18 protein-coding genes are annotated in these 26,147 nt (G+C 65.5%); 7 read left to right on the forward strand and 11 right to left on the reverse strand.

The window, feature by feature from the left end:
* Positions 1-14: 14 nt before the first annotated feature.
* Genes PSV26_RS17975 through dapC form a run of 3 tightly spaced genes read right to left on the reverse strand, consistent with a single transcriptional unit; the run spans position 15 to position 3,302 of the window.
* Positions 15-1,208, reverse strand: coding sequence for a PilT/PilU family type 4a pilus ATPase (locus PSV26_RS17975; RefSeq protein WP_300520865.1), 1,194 nt, complete (start codon positions 1,206-1,208; stop codon positions 15-17).
* Between the two features lie 58 nt (positions 1,209-1,266).
* Positions 1,267-2,094, reverse strand: coding sequence for a 2,3,4,5-tetrahydropyridine-2,6-dicarboxylate N-succinyltransferase (dapD, locus tag PSV26_RS17980; protein WP_300520769.1), 828 nt, complete (start codon positions 2,092-2,094; stop codon positions 1,267-1,269).
* Positions 2,091-3,302 (reverse strand): succinyldiaminopimelate transaminase, encoded by a 1,212-nt coding sequence (gene dapC, locus PSV26_RS17985; RefSeq protein ID WP_300572635.1) that lies wholly within the window; start codon positions 3,300-3,302, stop codon positions 2,091-2,093. The genes dapD and dapC overlap by 4 nt, the downstream gene beginning before the upstream one ends.
* A 334-nt stretch (positions 3,303-3,636) precedes the next feature.
* On the opposite strand from dapC, the gene smc reads away from it, so the two are divergent.
* From smc to ligA, 3 genes are all read left to right on the forward strand, one after another.
* Positions 3,637-7,170, forward strand: a complete 3,534-nt coding sequence (smc, locus tag PSV26_RS17990) for a chromosome segregation protein SMC (protein ID WP_300520773.1) — start codon at positions 3,637-3,639, stop codon at positions 7,168-7,170.
* Positions 7,171-7,255: 85 nt separating this feature from the next.
* The gene (locus PSV26_RS17995; protein WP_300572638.1) at positions 7,256-8,335 is read left to right on the forward strand and encodes a cell division protein ZipA C-terminal FtsZ-binding domain-containing protein; all 1,080 of its coding nucleotides are present in this window, start codon (positions 7,256-7,258) and stop codon (positions 8,333-8,335) included.
* A gap of 121 nt (positions 8,336-8,456) precedes the next feature.
* The gene (gene ligA / locus PSV26_RS18000; RefSeq protein ID WP_300572641.1) at positions 8,457-10,547 is read left to right on the forward strand and encodes an NAD-dependent DNA ligase LigA; all 2,091 of its coding nucleotides are present in this window, start codon (positions 8,457-8,459) and stop codon (positions 10,545-10,547) included.
* Positions 10,548-10,552: 5 nt separating this feature from the next.
* Here the strand turns inward: ligA and PSV26_RS18005 are convergent, their stop codons facing one another.
* Positions 10,553-11,002: a YbaN family protein gene (locus PSV26_RS18005; RefSeq protein WP_300520778.1), complete on the reverse strand. Its 450-nt coding sequence runs from the start codon at positions 11,000-11,002 to the stop codon at positions 10,553-10,555.
* Between the two features lie 104 nt (positions 11,003-11,106).
* On the opposite strand from PSV26_RS18005, the gene def reads away from it, so the two are divergent.
* On the forward strand, positions 11,107-11,646 hold the full coding sequence (def, locus tag PSV26_RS18010) for a peptide deformylase (protein WP_300572644.1): 540 nt from the start codon (positions 11,107-11,109) through the stop codon (positions 11,644-11,646).
* An 18-nt stretch (positions 11,647-11,664) separates the two neighbouring features.
* On the opposite strand, the gene PSV26_RS18015 is transcribed toward def, so the two are convergent.
* The 3 genes from PSV26_RS18015 to map all read right to left on the reverse strand — a co-directional run bounded on the left by PSV26_RS18015 (position 11,665) and on the right by map (position 15,964).
* On the reverse strand, positions 11,665-12,195 hold the full coding sequence (locus tag PSV26_RS18015; RefSeq protein ID WP_300572647.1) for an OmpA family protein: 531 nt from the start codon (positions 12,193-12,195) through the stop codon (positions 11,665-11,667).
* Positions 12,196-12,412: 217 nt separating this feature from the next.
* Positions 12,413-15,055, reverse strand: coding sequence for a [protein-PII] uridylyltransferase (locus PSV26_RS18020; RefSeq protein ID WP_300520786.1), 2,643 nt, complete (start codon positions 15,053-15,055; stop codon positions 12,413-12,415).
* A gap of 45 nt (positions 15,056-15,100) precedes the next feature.
* The gene (gene map / locus PSV26_RS18025) at positions 15,101-15,964 is read right to left on the reverse strand and encodes a type I methionyl aminopeptidase (RefSeq protein ID WP_300520788.1); all 864 of its coding nucleotides are present in this window, start codon (positions 15,962-15,964) and stop codon (positions 15,101-15,103) included.
* A gap of 151 nt (positions 15,965-16,115) precedes the next feature.
* On the opposite strand from map, the gene purL reads away from it, so the two are divergent.
* The 3 genes from purL (at position 16,116) to PSV26_RS18040 (ending at position 23,769) form a co-directional block, all read left to right on the forward strand.
* Positions 16,116-20,174, forward strand: coding sequence for a phosphoribosylformylglycinamidine synthase (purL, locus tag PSV26_RS18030; RefSeq protein ID WP_300572649.1), 4,059 nt, complete (start codon positions 16,116-16,118; stop codon positions 20,172-20,174).
* A 123-nt stretch (positions 20,175-20,297) separates the two neighbouring features.
* Positions 20,298-21,128, forward strand: a complete 831-nt coding sequence (locus PSV26_RS18035) for a DUF2189 domain-containing protein (RefSeq protein WP_300572652.1) — start codon at positions 20,298-20,300, stop codon at positions 21,126-21,128.
* A gap of 220 nt (positions 21,129-21,348) precedes the next feature.
* Positions 21,349-23,769: a catalase gene (locus tag PSV26_RS18040; protein WP_300572655.1), complete on the forward strand. Its 2,421-nt coding sequence runs from the start codon at positions 21,349-21,351 to the stop codon at positions 23,767-23,769.
* An 83-nt stretch (positions 23,770-23,852) separates the two neighbouring features.
* On the opposite strand, the gene PSV26_RS18045 is transcribed toward PSV26_RS18040, so the two are convergent.
* The 4 genes from PSV26_RS18045 to msrB form a co-directional block, all read right to left on the reverse strand.
* A complete protein-coding gene (locus PSV26_RS18045; protein WP_300572658.1) occupies positions 23,853-24,638 on the reverse strand; it encodes a peptidylprolyl isomerase in 786 nt (261 codons plus the stop codon).
* Positions 24,639-24,697: 59 nt separating this feature from the next.
* Positions 24,698-24,994 (reverse strand): BolA family transcriptional regulator, encoded by a 297-nt coding sequence (locus PSV26_RS18050; RefSeq protein ID WP_300520796.1) that lies wholly within the window; start codon positions 24,992-24,994, stop codon positions 24,698-24,700.
* On the reverse strand, positions 24,991-25,611 hold the full coding sequence (locus tag PSV26_RS18055) for a septation protein A (protein WP_300572661.1): 621 nt from the start codon (positions 25,609-25,611) through the stop codon (positions 24,991-24,993). Before PSV26_RS18055 ends, PSV26_RS18050 begins: the two co-directional genes overlap by 4 nt.
* Positions 25,612-25,724: 113 nt before the next feature.
* Complete coding sequence (msrB, locus tag PSV26_RS18060) at positions 25,725-26,135, reverse strand: peptide-methionine (R)-S-oxide reductase MsrB (protein WP_300520800.1); 411 nt, start codon at positions 26,133-26,135, stop codon at positions 25,725-25,727.
* Positions 26,136-26,147: the final 12 nt, after the last annotated feature.

Here is a 26,147-nt window from a genome sequence, read left to right on the forward strand (position 1 = left end):
ATTCAGAACAATATTTACAGCGGGGTAAAGCCGGTGGTGCCGTATTTCGAGTTGGAACCCGAGTCCGGACGAACGTCGAGCGTGATCTCGGTGAAGGACGCCTGCTCGTCCTCTTCCTCGGGCTCTTCCGCTGCCTTGGTGGCCGTCGCAAAGTCGTTTTCCAGGCGCCACATCAGGTTGGTCGGCGAGTCGGCATGCAGCAGGCCCTCCTTGCGCGTGACGGTGCCGTTGACGATCAGCCTGGCGATGTCCTGCTCGAAGGTCTGCGAGCCTTCCGCCATGGACTTCTCCATCGCCTCCTTGACGCCGGAGAAGTCGCCTTTTTCGATCAGTTCGGAGATCAGCTTGGTGTTGAGCATGACCTCGACCGCCGGCGCCCGGCTGCCCGCCTGGGTGCGCAGCAGTCGCTGCGAGACGATGGCTTTCATGGCCGCCCCGAGGTCGCCGAGCATGGTGTTGCGCACCTCGACCGGGTAGAAACTCAGGATGCGGTTGAGCGCCTGGTAGCTGTTGTTGGCATGCATGGTGGCCAGGCACAGGTGGCCGGACTGCGCGTAGGCAATCGCGGCCGACATGGTTTCGCGGTCGCGGATCTCGCCAATCAGGATCACATCGGGCGCCTGGCGCAGCGCGTTTTTCAGTGCCACCTGCAGTGACTGCGTGTCGCTGCCGACCTCGCGCTGGTTGACCACCGACTTCTTGTTGGTGAACAGGAATTCGACCGGGTCCTCGATGGTCAGGATGTGGCCGGGCTGGGTCGCGTTGCGGTGGTCCATCATGGCCGCCAGGGTGGTGCTTTTGCCGGCGCCGGTGGATCCCACCATCAGCAGCAGCCCGCGTTTTTCCATGATCAGGTCGGCCAGGATGGGCGGCACGTTGAGGCTTTCGAGCGGCGGAATTTCACCGGGCACGTAACGGATCACGGCCGCATAGGTGCTGCGCTGCCTGAAAGCGCTGATGCGGAAGTTGCCGACGCCGGCCAGCGGAAAACCCATGTTGAGCTCGCCGAGTTCTTCCAGCTCCTCGATGCGTTCGGGCGGCAGCACCTCGGCCAGCAGGTTGCGCGGTGCTTCGGCCGGAAGAATCTGGCTGTTGATCGGAATCGCCTCGCCGTTGATCTTGATCAGGGCCGGTGAGTGCGCCGACAGATAAACGTCCGAGGCCTTTTTATCGGCCATCAAACGGAGAATTCGTTCCATCGTGCTCATGGTCTGCGCATTCATCGTCGGTTCCGATCAATCAGTCAGTCAGTCAGTCAGGGGGCGATCAGTCACGCAGCAGGTCATTGAGGCTGGTCGTGGCGCGGGTTTTGGCGTCCACCTTCTTGACGATCACGGCGCAATACAGCGAGTATTTTCCGCCGGCCTTGGGCAGATTGCCCGACACGACCACCGAACCGGCCGGAATGCGGCCATAGGTCACGGTGTCCGCCTCGCGGTCATAAATCGGTGTGCTCTGGCCGATGTAGACGCCCATCGAGATGACCGAGTTTTCCTCGACGATCACGCCTTCCACCACTTCAGAGCGTGCACCGATGAAGCAGTTGTCTTCAATGATGGTCGGGTTGGCCTGCAGCGGTTCGAGCACGCCGCCCAGACCGACGCCACCCGACAGGTGCACGTTTTTGCCGACCTGCGCGCAGCTGCCGACGGTGGCCCAGGCGTCCACCATGGTGCCTTCGTCCACATAGGCGCCGATGTTCACGTAGCTGGGCATCAGGATCGCGCCCTTGGCGATGAAACTGCCGCGGCGCGCCACAGCGGGCGGCACTACACGCACGCCGCTTTCCTTCATTTCCTGCTCGCTCAGGTGCGAGAACTTGGTCGGCACCTTGTCATAAAAGCCCAGGTCGCCGGCGCGCATCAGCACGTTGTCTTTCAGGCGAAAGCTCAGCAGCACGGCTTTCTTGATCCACTGGTGCGTGGTCCACTGGCCGACACCCTGGCGCGTGGCGACACGCAGGCGGCCCCCGTTGAGTTCGGAAATCGTGTGTTCCACCGCATCCTGGACTTCTTTCGAAGCGGCCTGCGGCGAGAGATTCGCGCGGTCTTCCCAGGCGGCGTTGATGATGCTTTCGAGTTGGTCTTGTTTCATGTTGGATGGGTTCTGGATTGGATGAAGGAAACGATTCTTTCAGCGGCTTCGACACACTCGGCGGTTTCAGCCACCAGGGCCATGCGGATTCTGCCGGCGCCCGGGTTCTGGCCGCGGGCTTCGCGGGCCAGGTAACTACCGGGCAACACCACGACATTGTAAAGAGCGAGCAGCTCGCGCGAAAAAGCCGCGTCGTCGCCGGCAAAACATGCCGGCACCTGGGCCCACAGGTAGAAGCCCGCGTCCGGTAGCGCCACATTCATCACTGCGGCCAGCAGCGGCGTGACCTTGGCAAATTTTTCCCGGTACATCGCGCGGTTCGCCACCACATGCGCCTCGTCGTCCCAGGCGGCGATGCTGGCCGCCTGCACGATGGGACTCATGGCACTGCCATGGTAGGTGCGGTAAAGCAGAAAAGGCTTGATCAGCGCGGCGTCACCGGCGACAAAGCCGCTGCGCAGGCCCGGCACGTTGCTGCGTTTGGACAGGCTGGTCAGCGCGATGATGTTCTTGAAATCGTGCCGGCCCAGCTGCGCCGCGGCCTGCAGGGAGCCCAGCGGCGGCTCCTCACGGAAATAGATCTCGCTGTAACACTCGTCCGAGGCAATCACAAAGCCGTAGCGGTCGCTCAGTTCAAACAGCAGCCGCCATTCGTCCAGACCCATCACCGCGCCGGTCGGATTGCCGGGCGAACAGACAAACAGCAGTTGCGTTTTTGCCCAGACCTCCTGCGGCACGGCGGCCCAGTCCACCGCAAAATTGCGCGCCGGGTCACTCGGTGCGAACCAGGTGTCGGCGCCGGCCAGCAGCGCCGCGCCCTCGTAGATTTGATAAAACGGGTTCGGGCTGACCACCGTCGCACCAGCTTGGGTCGGGTCGATGATCGTCTGCGCCAGCGCGAACAGCGCCTCGCGCGAGCCGTTGACCGGCAGGATCTGCGTCGCCGGGTCCAGCGCCAGGCCGTAACGGCGCTGCATCCAGCCCGCCATGGCCTGCCGCAGTTTCGGCTCGCCGGCGGTCGCCGGGTAGCTGGCCAGGCCGGCCAGGCTGGCGCTCAAGGCGGCCTTGATCAGCTCGGGCGTGGCATGTTTGGGCTCGCCAATGCCCAGGCTGATGGGGCGGTAGGCCGGGTTCGGCGTGACATCGGCGTGCAGCTGGCGCAGCCGCTCGAAAGGGTAGGGCTGCAGGCGTTTCAACAGTGGATTCATGGTCCGGATTATCCCGTGTGAACGCCACGCGCGCGCTGGATGCCCATCCTCTGCGCCCGTAGCGCTACTAAAAAGATAGCTGTCTGCGCAGGGCAGACAAGGGCCGGAGGCATTTTCGAGGCATGAATTCAGGGTAGAACCGGTGCGGCCGGCCCGTGCCGCCAGCGCCCCCGTGGCCCGCATGGCGCCGGTCACCATTTTTTACAGCGGCCGGCCGGTCCGCCTCGGGTAACATTGCAGGCTCTGCATTGCTGGAAGCAGGTTGGGCGCCTTCCAAAAGCGCTATAAAAATCAATAACTTAGCTTCAAAGCGCCAAGAAAAACAGGGTCCGCCGTGCGTCTCAATTCAATCAAGTTATCCGGCTTCAAATCGTTTGCGGAGCCGACCAATTTCGTGCTGCCCGGCCAGCTGATCGGTGTTGTTGGCCCCAACGGTTGCGGCAAGTCCAACATCATGGATGCGGTGCGCTGGGTGCTCGGCGAGAGCAAGGCCAGTGAACTGCGCGGCGAATCCATGCAGGACGTGATCTTCAACGGCACCAACTTGCGCAAGCCGGCCAGCCGCGCCAGCGTTGAGCTGGTGTTCGACAATGCCGACCACCGTGCCGGCGGCCAGTGGGGCCAGTTCGCCGAAATCGCCGTCAAGCGTGTGCTCACGCGGGACGGCACTTCCAGCTACTACCTGAACAACCAGCCGGTGCGCCGGCGCGACGTGCAGGACGTGTTCCTCGGCACCGGTCTGGGCCCGCGCGCCTACGCCATCATCGGCCAGGGCACGATCAGCCGCATCATCGAATCCAAGCCCGAAGAGCTGCGCCTGTTCCTCGAGGAAGCGGCCGGCGTCTCCAAGTACAAGGAGCGCCGGCGCGAAACCGCCAACCGCCTGAGCGACACCCGCGAGAATCTGACCCGCGTCGAGGACATCCTGCGCGAACTCAATGCCAACCTCGAAAAACTCGAGAAACAGGCCGAGGTCGCGCTGCGCTACAACACCCTGCACGCCGACGCCACGCTCAAGCAGCACCAGCTCTGGTTCCTCAAACGCGCCGAGAGCGAGGCCGACCAGGCCAAGGTCAAGGCCGACGCCGCCAAGTCGGTCAACGACCTGGAAAGCCGCATCGCCGACCTGCGCCACATCGAAGCCGACCTGGAAACCATCCGCCAGGCGCATTACGCGGCCGGTGACCAGGTCAACCAGGCCCAGGGCAAGCTGTACGAAGCCAGTGCCGAAGTCGGCCGTCTGGAGGCTGAAATCCGGTTTGTGGTCGAAGGCCGGCAACGTGTCGAGCAGCGCCTGGCGCAGCTCAAGGAACAAACCAGCCAGTGGGCCACGCGCAAGGAAGAAGCCGCGCTGGAAACCGAAACCCTGAGCGAGCGGGCGATTCAGGCCGAAGAGCAGGCCGAGCTGCTGGCCGCGCAGAGCGAAGACCAGGCCGGGCAATTGCCCGCGCTGGAAGAAGCACTGCGCGCCGCCCAGTCCAAAGCCAATGAGCAGCGCGCCAGCGTGGGCCAGGTGCAGCAGCAGATCCAGGTGCTGGCCGCCGACCAGCGCAACATCGAGGAGCAGTCCCGTACCCTGGGCCTGCGTCATGAGCGTTTGACGGCCGACAAAAACGCCCTCAACGCCCCCGACGAGGCGCGTCTCGTCAACCTGAACACCCAGTTCGCCGCGGCGAAAGAAGCGCAGGACGAAGCCGAGGCCCGTCTGCACGAGCTGACCGACAGCGTGCCGCAGTTCGACGAAGACCGGCGCAACAAGCAGCAGGCCGTCAACACCGAATCGGCCAAACAGGCCGAGCTGTCGGCGCGTATGGAAGCGCTCAAGGCGCTGCAGGAAAAAGTCAAGACCGACGGCAAACTCAAGCCCTGGCTGGCCAAACACGGGCTGGACGGCTTGCAGGGCCTGTGGAGCCGCATCCATATCGAGCAGGGCTGGGAAAACGCCCTGGAAGCCGCGCTGCGCGAGCGGCTCGGTGCGCTTGAAGTCTCGCGCCTGGACATGGTGCGTGGTTTTGCGGGCACGGACGGGCGCGACGCGCCGCCGGCCAAACTCTCGTTTTATTCGCCGCCAACGGCCGCGGCACCGGCCAGCGCTTCCGCCAGTGGCCTCAAACCCCTGGCCGATCTGCTGCGTCTGGGTGATGCCGGACAGACGGCGCTGCTGGGCGACTGGCTGCACGGCTGCCTGATCGCGGCCAGCCTCGATGAAGCCCTCGCGGCCCGCCAGCAGTTGCAGGCGGGTGAAGTCATTTACGTCAAAAGCGGCCACGCGGTCACGCTGCACAGCGTGAGTTTTTATGCCCAGGATTCCGAGCAGGCTGGCCTGCTGGCCCGTGCGCAGGAAATCGAAAACCTCGAAAAACAGCTGCGCGCGCAGGCCCTGATCAGCGACGAGGCGCGCAGCGCCCTGATTCGTGCCGAAGCGGCCTATGCGGATGCCGCGCAGCGCCTGGCGACGGCACGCCGCGAAACCGCCGAAGGCCAGAGCCGCACCCACGAGCTGCAGGTCGAGGTGCTGCGCCTGACGCAACTGGCCGAACAGACGCGCGCGCGCAGCGAGCAGATCGCCGGCGACCTGGCTGAAATCGACGCGCAGATGAACGAGCTGCAGGAGCGCAAGGTCACGGCCGAAGCGCGCTTTGAAGAGCTGGACATGCAGCTCGCCGACAGCCAGGAGCGCCATGCCCAGCTCGATGACCGCGTGATCGAGGCCGAGCGCAAACTGAACGAATCACGCGAGCAGCAGCGCGCGCTGGAACGACAGTCGCAGGAAGCGCAGTTTGCGCTGCGCAGCCTGGCCTCGCGCCGCGACGAACTGACCCGCTCCATGGACATTGCCGCGCAGCAGGCCGCCTCGATTGCCGGCGAGGAAGAACGCGCCAAAGAGGAGCTGTCCCGCCTGAGCGACGCCGCAGCCAAGGCCGGCCTGCAGGACGCCCTCAACCTCAAGCTCGAGCGCGAGGCCGACCTCGGCGCCAAGCGCAGCCAGTACGACGACCTGACCACCAAGCTGCGCGCCAGCGACGAACGCCGCCTGCAGCTCGAGCGCGAACTCGAGCCGCTGCGCCAGCGCATCACCGAGTTCCAGCTCAAGGAGCAGGCCGCACGCCTGGGTTTCGAGCAGTACGCGCAGTTGCTCGAGGACGCCCAGGCCGACATCGGCGCCGTCGAGTTGTCGATCGAGACCGGCCATGTGCGCCTCTCGGGCCTGCAGGGCGAGATTGACCGCATCAACCGCGAAATCCAGTCGCTGGGCGCGGTCAACCTGGCCGCGCTGGACGAACTCAGCAGCGCGCGCGAACGCAAGCAGTTCCTCGATGCCCAGTCGGCCGACCTGAACGAAGCCATGACGACGCTGGAAGATGCGATCAAGAAAATCGACGCCGAAACGCGTGATTTGCTGTCGACCACGTTTGAGACGGTGAACCGGCATTTCGGCGAGATGTTCCCGCGCCTGTTCGGTGGCGGAAACGCCAAACTGATGATGACCGGAGAGGAAATCCTCGATGCCGGCGTGCAGGTGCTGGCCCAGCCGCCAGGCAAGAAAAACCAGACCATCCACCTGCTGTCGGGCGGCGAAAAGGCCCTGACCGCGATTGCGCTGGTGTTTGCGATTTTCCAGTTGAACCCTGCACCGTTCTGCCTGCTCGACGAGGTGGATGCGCCGCTGGACGACGCCAACACCGAGCGGTATGCCAAGCTGGTGGGCAGCATGAGCAAGGAAACGCAGTTCCTGTTCATCAGCCACAACAAGATCGCCATGGAAATGGCCGAACAGCTGATCGGGGTGACCATGCAGGAGCAGGGCGTCTCGCGCATCGTCGCCGTGGACATGGAAGCGGCCCTCGGTTTTGCGGAGGCCGCATGACGAATCCTCCTGGAGCCGCCATCCTGCGGGTGTTCAAGTCGGGAAGAAAGCACTGCGCCAGGCAAGCGAACGTGGGGGCCCTGTCTTGAGCACACTTCAAATCAGCCTGGCGATCATCGGCGGCTTGCTGCTGGCCGTCGTGGTGGCCCACAGCGCATGGTCGACCCGCAAAAACCTGCCCATGCAGCCCACACCCGACCCGGTGGCCCCCGGCATTGAGCCGACCGGCGGCGAGATCCCGCCCGGTGGCCAGGACACCCCGCCCGAACGCCTGGAACCGGGCTTCGATGGGGACTCGAGTCTGGATGCCCTGACCGCGCTGACCGTGCCCGAGAAAAAACCGGGCCTGGACGCGCTGATCGACGTGATCGCGCCCATCATCATTGATTCCGTGGTTTCGGGTGAAGCCGCGCTCGCCGCCATGCCGGGCTCCCGCCGCGCCGGCAGCAAACCGTTTGCGATCGAGGGCCTGAGCCTGGCCACAGGCGCCTGGGAAACCCCGGCCGCCGGCCAGCGTTACAGCGCCTTCCAGGCCGGTGTGCAGCTGGCCAACCGCACCGGCGCGCTGAACCAGATCGAGTTCTCTGAATTTGTCATGAAGGCACAGGCCTTTGCCGACGCGATTGACGGCCAGCCCGAGTTCCCGGACATGATGGACGAGGTGGCGCGCGCGCGCGAGCTCGACAGCTTTGCCAGTGCCCACGATGCCCAGCTGGGTTTCACCCTGCGCGCCAGGCATACGGCGTGGAGCCCCGGTTATGTGCACCAGAGCGCCGCGAAGCTCGGTTTTGTTGCCGGTTCCATCCCGGGTCGCATGGTGCTGCCGGCCAGCCAGTCCGGACCGCACGCGCCCCCGGTGCTGGGCCTGTCGTTCGACACCCAGGCGGCCATGGCAGAAGAGCCGGAACAGACCGCGCTGCGCGAGTTGACCTTGTCGCTGGACGTGCCGCAGGTGCTGCGCGCCGAGCAAGCGTTTGTGCGCCTGTGCGAGGCGGCGATTGCGCTGGCCTCGAGCATGGAAGGCGTGATCATCGACGACCAGGGCCAGCCGATACGCCCGGAAGCCATGGAGGCCATCCACGCCGATCTGGAGCAGCTCTACAACACGCTGGAAGAGCGCGACATACCGGCCGGTTCGGCGCTGGGCAGGCGCCTGTTTTCCTGAAATATGGCTCCCCCCCGTAGTGACCTGCGGCCGCTTCCCCCCTGCAGGGGGCGCCGCCTGCGGCCCGGCGAAGCCGGTTCCGCGGCGACCTGGTTAAAAAACCCTTCCTGGAATTGCCGAGATGGCCACCCCTGACCTGTTTGCGTCCCCCGGGCCGTCGCCTGCCGAGCGTATGGCCCAGTTGCGCACCCAGTTGCACCGGCACGCCCACCTTTATTACGTGCTGGACGAACCCAGCATTCCCGATGCGGAGTACGACCGCCTGTTCCAGGAGCTGCAGGCGCTGGAAGCTGCGCACCCGGAACTGGCCAGCCCGGATTCACCCACCGCACGCGTGGGCGGCAAGGCGCTGGACCAGTTCGCCAGCGTGCGCCATGCGGTGCCCATGCTCAGCATACGCACGGAGACCGACACCGAGGCGAGCGGCGCGCAGAACTTCGACACCCGCGTGCGCAAGGAACTTGGCCTGGGGGAGGGCGATCCGCCGGTGGAATACGTGGCCGAACTCAAGTTCGACGGGCTGGCGCTCAACCTGCGTTACGAGCAGGGCGTGCTGGTGCAGGCGGCCACCCGCGGCGACGGCGAAACCGGCGAGGACGTGACGCAGAACATCCGCACCATCCGGCAGATCCCGTTGCGGCTTCCTGAAGACGCGCCCAGGGTGCTGGAAGTGCGCGGCGAGGTCTACATGCGTCGCGACGATTTCGAGTCGCTCAACGAGCGGCAGCGCGAAAAAATTGCCAGAGGTGTCAAGGGCGAAAAAACCTTTGTGAACCCGCGCAATGCGGCGGCCGGTGCGGTGCGCCAGCTGGACCCGGCGATTGCCGCGCAGCGCCCGCTGAGCTTTTTTGCCTACGGCGTCGGCGAAGTCACGCCAGCGGAAGCAGGCGGGCCCGATTTCGACACCCACTTCCAGTTGCTGCTGACCCTGAAATCATGGGGTTTTCCGGTCGCAGCCCAGACGCAGACTGCGCAAGGCGCTTCTGAATTGATAGCATTTCACGAGCAGATGGGGCGCGGGCGCGACCAGCTGCCCTACGACATCGACGGCGTGGTTTACAAGGTCAACAGCCTGGCCTTGCAGAAAAAGCTCGGTTTTGTGACACGCGAGCCGCGCTGGGCGGTGGCGCACAAATACCCTGCCCAGGAGCAGATGACCACGGTGCAGGCGATTGACGTGCAGGTGGGGCGCACCGGCAAACTCACGCCGGTGGCCAAGCTGGCGCCGGTGTTTGTCGGCGGCGTGACGGTGACCAACGCCACGCTGCACAACGAGGACGAAGCCAGGCGCAAGGACGTGCGCATCGGCGATACGGTGATCGTGCGCCGCGCCGGCGACGTGATTCCCGAGGTGGTCAGCGTGCTGCTGGACAAGCGCACGCAGGACGCGCCGCAGTTCACCATGCCGCGCACCTGCCCGGTCTGCGGCTCGGCCGCTGTACGGGAGGAGGGCGAGGCCGACTACCGATGCACTGGCGGCCTGTTCTGCGGCGCGCAGCGCAAGGAGGCCATCCTGCATTTCGCGCACCGCCGCGCGGTCGAAGTCGAGGGACTGGGTGACAAACTCGTCGAGCAGCTGGTGGATGCCGGCGTAGTCCGCACCCTGCCGGACCTCTACAAGCTGGGTCTGACGGCGCTGGCCGGCCTGGAGCGCATGGCCGACAAATCCGCGCAAAACCTGCTTCAGGCGCTCGAAAAATCCAAGTCAACAACCCTGCCGCGTTTCCTGTTCGGCCTGGGCATCCGCCATGTCGGCGAAGCCACGGCCAAGGAGCTGGCGCGCCATTTCGGCAAGCTCGACGCGGTCATGGACGCGAGCGAAGCGCAGCTGCTCGAAGTCAGCGACGTCGGCCCCATCGTCGCGCAAAGCATTCGCACCTTCTTCGACCAGCCGCACAACCGCGAGGTGGTCGAGCAACTGCGCGCCTGCGGCGTCAACTGGCCGGAGGGCGAGCCGGCGGCGCGTGCGCCGCAACCGCTGTCGGGCAAGACCTTTGTCATCACCGGCACGCTGCCGACCTTGAGCCGCGACGAGGCCAAAGACCGGGTGGAAGCCGCTGGCGGCAAGGTCGCGGGCTCGGTCAGCAAAAAAACCGATTACGTGGTGGCCGGCACGGAGGCGGGCAGGAAGCTGACCAGGGCGCAGGAACTGGGCGTGGCCGTCATCGACGAGGCGGCCCTGCTGGCCATGCTGACCGCTCCCGCGGCTTGACAACTTCAAGTCTCTGGTGGCGAAGCGTCTTCGTTGAGGTGTTCGGGCCGGCGCCAGAGCCAGGCCAGCACACCCGCCATGCAGCCGATGGCCAGCAGGGCCACCCAGCGGTTCGGTACCACCACCAGCATGAAGGCGGCACTCGCGCTCATGAGCACCGTGGCCGTCCATTTGGCGCGCCGGCGCACCACGCCTCCGCGGCGCCACTCGACCAGCATGGGCCCGAACGAGGCGTGGCTTTCCAGCCAGGCCAGCAGGCGCGGCGAGCTGCGCGCAGCGGCCCAGGCCGACAGCAGGACAAAGGGCACCGTCGGCAACACCGGCACAAAGATGCCGATCACACCCAGGGCCAGGCTCAGCAACGCCAGCACCAGCAGCGCCCAGCGCGTCACCAGGGGAAGGGGGGTGGCGGGTTCAGCGGGAAGGTCGGGTTGGCGGCTGGAGGGTTCGGGCATGTCCCATTTTGCCGTGCCGGAAGCCACCGGAGGCTGGAACGTCTCGCCTTCGTTCGTGGTTTCTGTATGCTTGCTGTTTCGACGACAGAGCACACAGGATTTTCATGACCGTACGCGACATTCTCAAGATGGGTGACCCGCGCTTGTTGCGGGTGGCCCCACCCGTGACCGGCTTCGACACCGACGAGCTGCACCTGCTGGTAGCCGACATGTTCGAGACCATGCGCGCCGTCAATGGTGCCGGCCTGGCCGCACCCCAGATCGGCGTGGACCTGCAACTGGTGATTTTCGGCACCGATGCCGTCAACCCGCGCTACCCCGATGCGCCGCTGGTGCCGCGCACGGTGCTGCTGAACCCGGTCATCACGCCCCTGTCGGACGAGGAAGAAAACGGCTGGGAGGGTTGCCTGTCAGTGCCGGGCCTGCGCGGCTTGGTGCCGCGCTTCTCACGCATCCGCTACACCGGTTTTGACCCCTATGGCGACCCGATCGACCGGACGGTCGATGGTTTTCACGCCCGTGTGGTGCAGCATGAATGTGACCACCTGATGGGTGTGCTGTACCCGATGCGCATCCGCGACTTCACGCAATTCGGTTTCACCGAGGTGCTGTTTCCGGGACTCGATGCGTCTGAAGACGATTGAGTTTGCCCTTGTCGCGTATCAGCCGGCTTGCGCCGCCGGGCGGTCGGCCGGCAGGCGTGCCTTGCCGCCGGAACCGAACACCGAGTGCCACCAGGCGGCCGAACCGTCGGGCGGCACCGGCGGCGTGCTCGCCATCCGGGTGTCCAGGTAGTCCAGCGTGACGCGACGGCGGTACTGCGCGACCTCCTCACCGGCCAGCTCGATCAGGGGCCGCGCAGCGCCCCGGCTCTGGATCAGCACCTGCTTGCGTCCGGCGCCGGCCTTGATTAGTGCCGAGCGCACCGCCATGGCGCGGCGGTCGCCCATCAACCAGAAAAAGCGGTGGCTGCCGGTGCCGCAGCTGTGGCCGGAGACCAGCACCCGCTGCTCGGGCCGCTCGGCCAGCCAGGCCGCGTGGGCAGCCAGCAGGTCGCCATAACTCTCGGGCACCAGCCAGTTGTCGGGTTCAAAAAAGACCTGGCGGGCCAGCGGCCGGCCCTCGTTGTCGCACTCGCCCGAGGCGAGCAACTGCTGCTCACGGGTCAACAGGGTGTGGGTCTGGGCATGCATGGCAAGCTCCTTGGAGTGAAATGTCCGGGTGCCGGAGCGGCAGCTTTGGCTTGCTGCTTGCCGATCCGCAGTGCGTTCATTGTCTGCTTCTGAGAGCCCACCACAAGGCTTCAATGGTGATCATGTGTAACATGAAAAACACCGTTCAACCTATTGATTTAAATACAAATTTTTAGAGAACTTCAAGACCGAAATCCGGCAGTTCCCGCCCAGACGCTCAGGCGGCCAGGGCTTCGAGCAGTTCGGTCTCGATGGCGATCTGCGCCTTGTTGTGCTGCAGTTCCGGCCCGTCGATCAGGAAGGTGTCTTCCACCCGTTCGCCCAGGGTGGTGACCTTGGCCAGTTGCAGGTTGATGCGGTGGCGGGCCAGTACGCGCGCGATGGAATACAGCAGGCCGACCCGGTCGCTGGCCGACACGCTGAGCAGCCAGCGCTGGGCTTTTTCGTCGGGCCGCAGGTCCACGCGCGGTGTGACCGGAAAACTCTTGACGCGGCGCGACACCCGGCCTTTGCCCGGCGGCGGCAGCGGGCCGTTTTCTTCAATGGCGCGGTCCAGGTCGGCTTCGACCATGGCCACCAGTTCGCGGTAGTGGTCGGCCAGGGTCGGGCTGACGACCTGGAAGGTATCGAGGGCGTAGCCGGTGGATCCTTTGGTCGGCTTGGCGGTGTGAATTTTCGCGTCGAGAATGCTGAAACCGGCTTCCTCGAAATAACCGCAGATGCGGGCAAACAGGTCGGGCGCGTCAGGCGTGTACACCAGCACCTGCAGGCCTTCGCCGGCGGCCGAGCGGCGTGCCCGCACGATGCATTTGGCCGTGCCCACGTGGCGCGACAAGTGGCGCGCATGCCAGGCAATGTCGCCGGCCTCATGGCGCATGAAGTAGCTGACGTCCAGCGAGTCCCACAGGGCCTTGTGCGCCTCGAAAGGCTCGGCGTGCAGGGCCAGGATGGTCAGGGCCTCGCGTTTGCGCGCCTCGACCTCGGCGTCCGCATCGGGCGCCCGACCGCCCAGCACGCGCAGCGTGTAGCGGTACAGGTCTTCGAGCAGCTTGCCTTTCCAGGCATTCCACACCTTGGGGCTGGTGCCGCGGATGTCGGCCACCGTGAGCAGGTAAAGCGCGGTCAGGTAACGTTCGTTGCCGACGCGTTGGGCAAAACCGGCAATGACCTGCGGATCGCTCAAATCTTCCTTCTGGGCGATGCGGCTCATGGTCAGGTGTTCGCCGACCAGGAACTCGATCAGTTTCGCGTCTTCGGCGGCGATGCCGTGCTGGCGGCAGAACACCCGCACGTCCTTGCAGCCGAGTTCGGAGTGGTCGCCGCCGCGGCCCTTGGCGATGTCGTGGAAGAGGGCGGCAACGTACAGTATCCAAGGCTTGTCCCAGCCGGCGGCCAGCTGTGAACAGGCTGGGTATTCATGCGCGTGTTCGGCCATGAAAAAGCGCCGCACATTGCGCAGCACCATCAGGATGTGCTGGTCCACCGTGTAGACGTGGAACAGGTCGTGCTGCATCTGCCCGACGATCTGGCGGAACACCCACAGGTAGCGGCCCAGCACCGAGGTCTGGTTCATCAGCCGCATGGCATGGGTGATGCCGGTGGGCTGCTGCATGATCTGGCGGAAAGTGTTGCGGTTGACCGGGTCGCGCCTGAAGCGCGCGTCCATCACGCCGCGGGCGTTGTACAGCGCGCGCAGGGTGCGGGCCGACAGGCCCTTGACGCCCACCGTGGTCTGGTAGACCAGAAAGGTCTCGAGGATGGCGTGCGGGTGGGTCAGGTACAGGTCGTCGCTGGCCACCTCGATCATGCCGGCCTTGTTCAGGAAACGCTCGTTGATCGGCTGCGGCGCCTGCCCGCTGGGGTGCAGCCGCTCCTCGATGTTGAGCAGCAGGATCTGGTTGAGCTGGGTCACCGCCTTGGCGGCCCAGTAAAAGCGCTTCATCAGCGCCTCGCTGGCGCGCGAAACCACCCGTCCGCTGTCGCTGTCGGTCACCGTCGCATAACCGAAGGACTCGGCCACGACGGTCTGCAGGTCGAACACCAGGCGGTCCTCGCGCCGGCCGGCCAGCAGGTGCAGGCGGGCGCGTATCAGGCTCAGCAGGGCTTCATTGGCCTTGATCTGGCGAACCTCGAAGGCCGTGGCCAGACCGTTGCGCTCCAGGTCGTCCCAGGACTTGCCCAGCCCGGCCGCGCGCGCCACCCAGAGGATGACCTGCAGGTCGCGCAGACCGCCGGGGGACTCCTTGCAGTTGGGCTCCAGGGAGTAGGGCGTGTCTTCAAACTTGTTGTGGCGCTGGCGCTGCTCCAGGGTCTTGGCCACAAAAAACGCCTGCGGGTCCATCACCCGGCCGAGTTCGGTGACCAGCGCGGCAAAAATCTTGGTGGAGCCGGCCACCAGGCGCGCTTCCAGCAGCGAGGTCTGCACCGTCACGTCTTTGGCCGCTTCCTCGGCGCAATCCCTGACGGTGCGCACGCTCGAGCCGATCTCCAGCCCGCTGTCCCAGCAGGCGCCTATGAAATTTTCAATCCTGCTTTTCAGCGCCGGGTTGCCCTCCACCTGGGAGTCATCGCGCAGCAGCAGCAGCACATCGACGTCCGAGTGCGGAAACAGCTCGCCACGGCCAAAACCGCCGACGGCCACCAGCGCGCAGCCGACCGGAAAATCCGAACGCTGCCAGAGCTGTCGCAAGGTGGCGTCGGTGTGACGGGCCAGCCTTCGCAACAGGCCGTGGATGCCGCGTGTGGCAGCACCACTGGCGGCGAGCGAGGCCAGCAGCGCATGTTTGCCGCCGCGGTACTGCTCGCGCAGCTGGGCCGCTCCGGTGGCGGCGGGCAGGGCGGGCGACAGCGCGGAAGGCATGGGCAACAGGCGCGGGGGGCGCGGGAGAGCGCGGACGCCGCCGGCTCAGGCGGCCGACTCGGCGGTCGAGCGGGCTTCGGCAGCCTTCACCGGCGCCGCCTGCGGCACAAAGTCCGGGATGGCCGGGCTGCCGGCCGACAGGGTCAGCACTTCATAACCGGTTTCGGTCACCAGGATCGTGTGCTCCCACTGCGCCGACAGCGAGTGGTCGCGCGTCACGATGGTCCAGCCGTCTTTTTCGGGGCCGTCCTTGATGTCGCGCTTGCCGGCGTTGATCATGGGCTCGATCGTGAAGGTCATGCCGGGCTTGAGCTCTTCGAGCGTGCCGGGCCGGCCGTAGTGCAGCACCTGCGGCTCTTCGTGGAAGCGCTTGCCGATGCCGTGGCCGCAGAACTCGCGCACGATGGTGAAGCCCTGCTTTTCCGCAAAGGTCTGGATCGCATGCCCGATGTCACCCAGCCGGGCGCCGGGCTTGACGCGCATGATGCCGTGCCACATGGCTTCATAGGTGACGTGGCACAGGCGCCGGGCCGCAATCGAGACGTCGCCGATCATGTACATGCGGCTGTTGTCGCCGTACCAGCCGTCTTTCGTGATCACGGTGACATCGATGTTCATGATGTCGCCCTTTTTCAGCGGCTTGTCGTTGGGAATGCCGTGGCAGACCACGTGGTTCAGCGAGGTGCACAGCGAAGCCGGGTAGGGCGGGTAACCGGGCGGCTGGTAGCCGAGCGTGGCCGAGACCGTGCCCTGCACATTGACCATGTAGTCGTTGGCCAGCTTGTCGATCTCGCGCGTGGTGACGCCGGCCTTCACGAAGGGCGTCAGGTAGTCCAGCACCTCGGAAGCCAGTTTGCAGGCCACCCGCATGCCCTCGATACCTGCGGCGTCTTTGTACGTAATACTCATGCCGCGATTATCCCACTTGGGCTCCAGGAGGGCAGGCGCGGCGGCCATCGCTGATAAAATTCAGGGTTAACCAGCACCCCGGCAGGCCTGCAGCGCTGCCAAACCCCTGGCAGGACCGCGTTCTGCCGACAACCACAAGGCCACCGCCACCGTGACCCTGCACCTGACGACTTTCGAGGGCGACGCCCACGGGATCAGCGCCCTCAGCGAGTTCCGCGTCCAGCAACTGCTTCCCCGCCTGCAGGCCATGGCGCCCGCCATCAGCGGCCTCAGCGCGCGATTTGTACACATGGTGGCCACCGACAGCCCGCCAGACGATGCGCTCAAGGCCCGCCTGGCCGCGCTGCTCAGTTATGGCGAGCCGGCAGCGCCGGCCGATGCCGACAGCCTTCTGTTCATTGTCTCGCCGCGTTTCGGCACGGTGTCGCCCTGGGCCTCCAAGGCCACCGACATCGCCCACAACTGCGGGCTGGCCATCAAGCGCATCGAACGCATCACCGAATACCGCGTCAGCCTGAAAGCCGGCTTTTTTGCCAAAGGTGCGCTCAGCGATGCCCAGCGTGCGGAGGTCGCGGCGCTGCTGCACGACCGCATGACCGAAAGCGTGATGACCGACCGGACGCAGGCCGCCGGCCTGTTCACCGAGCTGCAGGGCGCGCCGCTGCAAACCATCAACGTGCTGGCCGGCGGCAAGGCCGCGCTGGAAGCGGCCAACCGCGAGTTCGGCCTGGCACTGGCGGCTGATGAAATCGACTACCTGGTGAATGCCTTCACCGGCTTGCAGCGCAACCCGACCGACGTCGAACTCATGATGTTCGCCCAGGCCAACAGCGAACACTGCCGCCACAAGATCTTCAACGCCGACTTCACGATTGACGGTGTGGCGCAGGGCATCAGCCTGTTCGGCATGATCCGCAACACCGAAAAGCTCAACCCGCAACACACCGTGGTGGCCTACTCGGACAACGCCTCGGTCATGGAAGGCCTGCCGGTCCAGCGCTTTTATGCCAAATCGGCCTCCAGCCCAGCAGGGGCGGGCGCAACCAGCTACCAAAGTTATAGCGCCACGAACGACGTCCTGACCCATGTGCTGATGAAGGTGGAGACCCACAACCACCCGACGGCGATCTCGCCCTTCCCCGGCGCCTCGACCGGCGCGGGCGGCGAGATCCGCGACGAAGGCGCCACCGGCCGCGGCTCGCGGCCCAAGGCGGGCCTGACCGGCTTTACCGTGTCGCGCCTGTTTGATGGTGATTTCGGCAAACCCGAACACATCGCCAGCCCGCTGCAGATCATGACCGAGGGTCCGCTGGGCGGCGCCGCCTTCAACAACGAGTTCGGCCGGCCGAATCTGGCCGGCTACTTCCGCGAGTACGAGCAGACCGTGGGCGGCCAGCGCTGGGGTTACCACAAACCCATCATGATCGCCGGCGGCGTCGGCACGATTGACGCCGGCCTCACGAAGAAAATCCTGTTCCCGGCCGGCACGCTGCTGATCCAGCTCGGTGGCCCCGGCATGCGCATCGGCATGGGCGGCAGCGCGGCCAGTTCCATGGCCTCGGGCGCCAATGCGGCGCAACTCGACTTCGACTCGGTGCAGCGCGGCAACCCGGAGATCGAGCGGCGTGCCCAGGAAGTCATCAACCAGTGTGCCCAGCTCGGCAGCGCCAACCCGATCCTGGCGATCCACGACGTGGGCGCCGGCGGGCTGTCCAACGCCTTCCCCGAACTCGTCAACGACGCCGGGCGCGGCGCACGTTTTGATCTGCGTGCCGTGCCGCTGGAAGAAAGCGGCCTGTCGCCCAAGGAAATCTGGAGCAACGAAAGCCAGGAACGCTACGTGATGGCGATTGCGCCGGCGTCGCTGCCGCAGTTCCAGGCCTTTTGCGAGCGCGAGCGTTGCCCGTTTGCGGTGATTGGGGTCGCTACTGAAGAAAAGCAGCTGGTGCTGTCGGACGCCGATCAGGCGGCACCGGTCGATATGCCGATGAATGTACTGCTTGGCAAGCCGCCCAAGATGCAGCGCGACGTGACGTCCGTCCACCATGAGATCAAGCCGATAACCCTCACCGGCGTCGACCTGCAGAAAAGCGTGATCGACGTCCTGAGCCACCCGACCGTGGCCTCCAAACGTTTCCTGATCACCATCGGCGACCGCAGCGTGGGCGGCCTGACGCACCGCGACCAGATGGTCGGGCCCTGGCAGGTGCCGGTGGCCGACTGTGCGGTGACGCTGGCCGACTACGCCGGTTTTGCCGGCGAAGCCATGAGCATGGGCGAACGCACGCCGCTGGCCGTCGTCAATGCCGCTGCTTCGGGCCGCATGGCGGTGGCCGAGGCCATCACCAACCTGCTGGCTGCGCCGATAGCACTGCCGCGTGTCAAGCTCTCGGCCAACTGGATGGCGGCCTGCGGTGAGCCCGGCCAGGACGCGGCACTGTATGAAACCGTCAAGGCGGTCGGCATGGCGCTGTGCCCGGCGCTGGGCGTGTCGATTCCGGTCGGCAAGGATTCGCTGTCCATGCGCACGGTCTGGACCGACGACGGCACCAGCAGGAAGGTCACCTCGCCGGTGTCGCTGATCGTGAGCGCGTTTGCGACGCTGGCCGATGTGCGCGGCACGCTGACACCGCAACTCGACGCGAAGGAAGCGGATACCACGCTGATCCTGATCGACCTGGGCCGCGGCCAGAACCGCATGGGCGGCTCCATCCTGGCGCAGACGCTGGAACTCGAAGACGGCGCGGTGCCGGATCTCGACGAACCACAAGACCTGGTGAACCTGGTCCACGCCATCAATACCCTTCGCGCCCAGGGCCAGCTGCTGGCCTACCACGACCGCAGCGACGGCGGCCTGCTGGCCACGGTCTGCGAAATGGCTTTTGCCGGCCATGTGGGTGTTTCGCTCAACATCGACATGCTGCTGCTCGAAGGCGACGGCATCTCCGACAGCCGCATGGACACCGGCGACAGCAAGAACTGGGCGTCGCAGGTCGGCGCGCGTCGCGAAGAGCTCACGCTCAAGGCGTTGTTCAACGAAGAACTGGGCGCCGTGATCCAGGTGCGGACCGAGACCCGCAACGCCGTGATGCAGACCCTGCGCGAGCATGGCCTCTCGAAGTTCAGCCACTTCATCGGCAAGACCCGTCCGCAGCATGCCGCACTCGACGTGGGCAAGGGCGAGATCCAGGTCTGGCGCGACACCAAGGCGGTCTTCAGCGCGAAACTGCAGGACCTGCACCAGGTCTGGGACGCGGTGAGCTGGAAGATCAACCAGCAGCGCGACAACCCGGCTTGCGCCGATGCCGAACACGCCGCCGCCGGCGACCCGCTGGACCCCGGTCTGCACATTGTCCTGAAGTCAAATCGGGCTGCAGCCCCCGTCCCCTCTACGCAAGCAGCTCCTGGATCGATAGCAAGCCCGGGCAGTCCCGCCGTGCTGCTGTCCCGTCCCAAAGTCGCGATCCTGCGCGAGCAGGGCGTCAACTCCCATGTCGAGATGGCCTACGCGTTCACCCAGGCCGGCTTCGAGGCCTTCGACGTGCACATGACCGACCTGCAGACCGGCCGCGCGCAGCTGGCCGATTTCACCGGCGTGGTGGCCTGCGGCGGTTTCAGCTACGGCGACACCCTGGGCGCCGGCATCGGCTGGGCCCGTTCCATCACCTTCAACCCGGCGCTGTCGGACCAGTTCCAGGCGTTTTTCGGTCGCGCCGACACCTTTGGTCTGGGCGTGTGCAACGGTTGCCAGATGTTTGCCGAGCTGGCCGACATCATTCCCGGCGCCCAGGCCTGGCCGCGTTTCACCACCAACCGCAGCGAGCGTTTCGAGGCGCGCCTGAGCCAGGTCGAGGTGCTCGATTCACCCAGCCTGTTCTTCGCCGGCATGGCCGGTGACAGGCTGCCGATCGCTGTGGCCCACGGCGAGGGTTACGCCAACTTTGCGCACCGCGGCGACGCGGCCCAGGTGATGGCCGCGATGCGTTTCACCGACCACCACGGCCAGCCAACCGAAGCCTACCCGGCCAACCCCAACGGCAGCGCCGGCGGCCTGACGGCGGTCACCACGGCCGACGGACGCTTCACCGCGATGATGCCGCACCCCGAGCGGGTATTCCGTAACGTGCAGATGAGCTGGACGAACCAGGACATCAGCGCGCCCAGCCCCTGGATGCAGCTCTGGCACAACGCCAGAAAATGGGTGAAATAGGCCTCCAGCCCTTGTTGGGCATGCGCAGGCAGCTACTTAAAAGATAGCAAAACAGCAGGCCAGACCCGGCTCGCCCCGGGTTGGCCCTGATGCGCCGGGGCAGGGCGCGCGGTTCAATGCCGCATGAACGCCTCCGCCCACCCCCCCGAGCCCATTCCCGCCGCACCAGCCGAACCGCCAGCGCCGCAGGTTCGCGTGTTGCAGCCGCTCCACCTGGGCGACCCGGTGCGCTGGCTGCGCGCCGGCTGGGGCGACCTGGTGGCGGCGCGCGGCATTGCCCTGTTTTACGGCATCTGTTTCTGGCTCATGGCCGTGGTGCTGGGCGCGGTGTTTCGCAACCTGCCGCAGTACACCCTGTCCTTTGTGTCGGGCTGTTTTCTGGTCGGCCCCTTCCTGGCCATGGGGCTGTACGAGGCCAGCCGGCGCCGCGAGCAGGGGTTGCCGCAAAGCCTGGGCGCCTCGCTGACCTGCTGGGATCAACACCTGGGCAGTATGGGCATGCTGGTGCTGGTGGTGCTACTCCTCGAGTTGCTGTGGGGGCGGGCCTCGCTGGTCGTTTTTGCCGTGTTTTTCAACACCGGCATGCCGAGCACGGCCGGGGTGCTGAAGGCGGTGTTCAACCCCCAGAACTGGCAGTTCATCGCGGTGTACACCTTGGTCGGCGGTGTTTTCGCCGGCCTGGTGTTTTCCACCTGCGTGGTGTCCATCCCGATGATCCTGGACCGCGACACCGATGCCATCACCGCCGGCATCGCCAGCATCCAGGTGGTGGCAGGGCGCACCGGCCCCATGCTGGTCTGGGGCGTGCTGATCGTGGGGCTGGTCCTGGGCGCGATGCTGCTGCCCTGGGCGCTGGGCCTGCTGGTGGTCGGCCCCTGGCTGGGCCATGCCAGCTGGCATGCCTATCGCGGCAGCTTCACCTGGGAGGCGCCAGCGCCGGCCGTCCCCGCCTGACGGGAGGATGAACGGGCCCGAGCGGGCCGGTCGCCGCCGTCACACTGGCCGTTGGGGGCCGGCTCGCCCACCGGGATGCCCAGCGGGTCGCCCGGTTTCCCCGCTGATTTCGCGCTCCGGTTTTCCGTCCTGCGCTCAGGATCGCGTCCTACACAGCGCAGCGGAGCGCAATTTTAGGGTGGTGGCTGGCGATTTTGCCTCTACCCATTTCCTCAAAACCATGCCCAAAACCAATCCGCCGGCCGACAAACGCAAGCCGGGTGCCCAAGCCGCCGCTCGCAACACCGACAGTCGTCCCGCGCACCTGCCTTCCGACGCCGGTGCTGACCTGCCCGCCGAAAAAATGGCCCAGGTGGAGGCCCTGGTGGCGGCCATGCCGTACAACCCGACCAAGGCTGCCGAGCACGGCTTTGCCAACGCCATCGCCCCCCAGCGCGGCGCCACGGTGAAGCCCGAATCGAGGCTGCCCGGCGGCAGCACCCTGACCGAGGAAAACGGTTCCGAAAAAACCGGCAGCGTCGCGCCAGAAGGCCTCAATGCCACCATCGAGCCGCTGGACCGCGTGCGTGTCGATTCCGCCGGTCGGGTCCTGACCACCAACCAGGGCGTGGCCATCTCGGACAACCAGAACTCGCTCAAGGCCGGCCTGCGTGGCCCGGCCCTGCTGGAAGATTTTGTGTTGCGGGAAAAACTCACCCACTTCGACCATGAGCGTATTCCCGAACGCATCGTGCATGCGCGCGGTTCGGCCGCGCACGGCTTTTTCGAAGCCTATGAACCGTTGACGCGTTTCACCAAGGCTGCGCCCTTCAAGGAAGCCGGCAAGGTCACGCCGGTGTTCGTGCGCTTCTCGACGGTGGCCGGTGAACGCGGCTCCAAGGACACGGCGCGCGACGTGCGCGGTTTTGCCGTCAAGTTCTACACCGACGAAGGCAACTGGGACCTGGTGGGCAACAACATGCCGGTGTTTTTCATCCAGGACGCGATGAAGTTTCCCGACCTGGTGCATGCGGTCAAGCCGGAGCCGCACAATGCGATGCCGCAGGCCGCCAGTGCGCATGACACCTTCTGGGACTTCGTCTCGCTGATGCCCGAGTCCACCCACATGCTGATGTGGGTGATGTCCGACCGCGCCATCCCGCGCAGCTACGCCACCATGCAGGGCTTCGGCGTGCACAGCTACCGTTTTGTCAACGAGGCGGGCGAGTCGGTGTTCGTCAAGTTCCACTGGGAGCCGAAATACGGCACGCATTCCCTGGTCTGGGACGAAGCCGTGAAGATCTCCGGCGCCGATCCGGACTTCCACCGTCGCGACCTGTGGGAGCGCATCGAGTCGGGCGCCTACCCGGAATGGGAACTGGGCGTGCAGATCTTCACCGAAGCGCAGGCCGAGGCCTTCAGCTTCGACATCCTCGACGCCACCAAGCTCATTCCGGAAGAACTGGTGCCGGTGCAGAAGGTCGGCCGCATGGTACTCAACCGCAACCCCGACAACTTTTTTGCCGAAACCGAGCAGGTCGCTTTCTGCACCGCGCATGTGGTGCCCGGCATTGATTTTTCCAACGACCCCCTGCTGGCCGGACGCATCCACTCCTATGTGGACACCCAGATATCGCGGCTGGGCGGGCCCAACTTCCATGAGATCCCGATCAACGCGCCGATTGGCCAGGTGCACAACAACCAGCGCGACGGCATGCACCGCCAGGCCATCCACCGCGGGCGGGTCTCCTACGAGCCCAACTCGCTGGCCGGCGGCTGCCCCTTTCAGGCCGGCGCGGCGCAAGGCTTTGTGAGCGTCGCCGCCCGGCTGCAGGCCAGGGAAGAGCAGGCCAAGGTGCGCGGCAAGCCCGAGAAGTTTGCCGACCACTACACCCAGGCCACGCTGTTTTATGAAAGCCAGACGCCGGTCGAGCAGGCGCACATCGCGGCCGCCTTCCGCTTCGAGCTGAGCAAGGTCACCGTGCCCGCCATCCGCGAACGCATGGTGGCTTCGCTGCGCAATGCCTCGGAGGCGCTGGCCCGCGAAGTGGGGCAGGGCCTGGGCATGGACACCTTGCCGGCAGCGCTGCCGCGGGCGCTGGCGAAACCCGCGAAACCCGAGGTCACGGTGTCGCCCACGCTGTCCTTGCAGGCCCGACCTGGCGACGGCTCGGTCCAGGGCCGCAAGGTCGCCGTGCTGGTGGCGCCCGGCGTGGCCGGCGAGTCGATCGCGCAGGTGCAGGCCGCGCTGTTTGCGCAGGGCGCGGTGGCGCGCCTGGTGGGGCCGCGTATTGGACCGCTGCCCACCCTGGAAGGCGACACGCTGGAGGCCGACGCCTCTCTGGAGAACGAACCCGGTTTCCTGTTTGACGCCCTGGTGCTGCCCGACGGCGAGCAGGCCGTGGCGGCGCTGGCCAGGGACGGGCACACGATGGAGTTCATCAAGGACCAGTACCGCCATGGCAAAACCCTGCTGGTGCTGGGCGCCTCACGCGCCCTGATTGACCGGGCCGGGGTGCCGGCCACCCTGCCAGGCGGCAAGGCCGACCCTGGTCTGCTCATGGCCGAGGCCGCCAAGACGGGCGGCGCGATCGAGGCTTTCATCGCAGCACTCGCCGGGCCGCGCCATGCAGAAAGGGAAACCGACCCACCCCTGGTCTGAGGACCGGGGCGACATAAAAAAAAGCGGCTCAAGAGCCGCTTTTTTCGCAGGGATGGCAGACGCGCTGGCGCCCGCTGCGGTGATCACTCGACCTTGGCCTTCTCGCGCAGGCCTTGCTGGAAGGCACCGAGTTTTTGCTGCTGCATTTGCTGGGCGATCTGCGGCTTGAGTTCTTCAAACGGTGGCAGCTGGGCAGTGCGGATGTCGTCCACGCGGATGACGTGGTAGCCGAACTGGGTTTTCACCGGCACATCGGTCAGCTGGCCCTTGTTCATCTTGGTCATGGCTTCGGCAAACTCGGGAACGTAGCTGCTCGGATTGGCCCAGTCGAGGTCGCCGCCGTTGGCGCCGGAGCCGGCGTCCTTGGAGGACTTCTTGGCGATGTCTTCAAACTTGCCGCCTTTTTTCAGGCTGGCGATGATGGCCTTGGCCTCGTCTTCCTTTTCCACCAGGATGTGGCGCGCCTTGTATTCCTTGCCGCCATTGGCTGCGACGAACTTGTCGTACTCTGCCTTGAGATCGGCATCGGTCACCGGGTTTTTCTTCTGGAAATCGGCGAACAGCTCGCGGATCAGGATGGCCTGGCGGGCCAGTTCCATCTGCGTCTTGAAGTCGTCGCTGGCCGACAGGCCGCGTTTCTCGGCTTCCTGCATGAAGACTTCGCGGGCGATGACTTCTTCCTTGATCTGGCCCTGCATTTCAGGGGTGACCGGACGGCCGGAGCGCGCCAGTTGCTGCGCCAGCGCGTCCACACGGGCCTTGGGCACGGCCTTGCCGTTGACGATGGCAATGTTCTGGGCAAATGCACCCGATGCGCCCACAGCCATCAGGCCGGTCAGCGCGCTTGCCAGTAAAAGATGTTTTTTCATGGTTTCCTTGGGGACTCTTTGGAGGGGTGAGAGGCGGCCCCGTTGCCGGGGTGCCCAAATCAGGGCGTTTTAATAATTTCAATGGCCAGTGCATGCAGGCCCTGGTCAATGAAATTTTGCAGTGCATCATACACAAGCCGATGGCAGGCCACGCGGCTCTTGCCGTCAAACGCCGGGCTCGCAATACGCACGCGAAAGTGGCTGCCGAAACCTTGCGCATTGGCGCCCGCATGGCCGGCGTGGGCGGCGCTTTCGTCGATCACCTCCAGCAGGCCCGGGCTCAGGCGCTCGCGCAGCTGTGCCTCGATGCGGGCCGCGTGAACGGGCAGGGCGGTGGAGGGGGCAGCGGGCATCATGGTTCGGTCTTGACGTGTTTGTTCAGGAACACCGCCTGTGCCAGCACAAAAACCAGCATCAGGCCCAGGCCGCCGAACAGCTTGAAGTTGACCCAGGTGGCTGTGGGGAAATTGAAGGCCACCCACAGGTTGAGCACCCCCATGACCGCGAAAAACGCGATCCAGCTGTAGTTGACCTTGCGCCAGATCGCGTCCGGCAGCGTCATCTGCGCGCCCATCAGCTGCTGGATGCCGTTCTTGCCGAACACCAGCTGCCCGACCAGCAGCGCGCCGCCCATGACCCAGTACAGCACGGTGGGTTTCCACTTGATGAAGCTTTCGCTGTGGAAATAAATCGTGGCGCCGCCCAGCAGGGTGACCAGTCCCAGGCTGACCCAGAGCATGGTGTCGATCTTGCGCCCGCGCGCCACCAGCCAGAGGATCTGCGCCAGGGTGGCCAGGATCACCACCACGGTGGCGAGCAGCACCGGCGCCTCGGCCGGCCCGACCACGCCGCCGGAGACCATGAAGCCGAACCAGTCGGTCGCCGTCTGCGCCGACCAGGCGGTGTTGGCCTCGGCGTACTTGAACATGCCGAAGAAAAGAACAATGGGCAGGAAGTCGAACAGGATTTTCATCAGCAGATTATCAGGGGCAACGCCCCGTTCTTTTCAAGCAGGGGCCGCGGAACCGGCTTCGGCCTGTGTCGAAGGGCCGGGCCGCGGGCGCAGCGACAAACGTGGAGGCTTGGTCACTTTTTCTCAAAATCAAGGGATGCGGAGTTCATGCAGTAGCGCAGGCCGGTGGGCGTGGGGCCGTCCGGAAACACATGGCCCAGGTGGGCGCCGCAGTTGGCACAGACCGTTTCGGTGCGTGTCATGCCGTAGGCGCGGTCCACATGTTCTTCGATCGCGCCTTCCTTGACTTCCTGCGAAAAGCTGGGCCAGCCGCAGCCCGCGTCAAACTTGGTCGAGGCGTCGAACAGTTCGGCATCGCAGCAGATGCAGCGGTAGGTGCCCGGCTCAAAGGTCTTGTCGTACTTGCCGGTGAAGGCGCGTTCGGTGGCCGCGTGGCGGGTCACCTCGAAAGCACCGGGCTCGGCACCCTTCTCGGCGAGCAGGGCTTTCCACTCGGCATCTGTCTTCTGGATCTTAGGGGGCATGGCTTTACCTTT

It is taken from the genome of Polaromonas sp. (genome assembly GCF_029945685.1).
GTDB lineage: Bacteria > Pseudomonadota > Gammaproteobacteria > Burkholderiales > Burkholderiaceae_C > Polaromonas.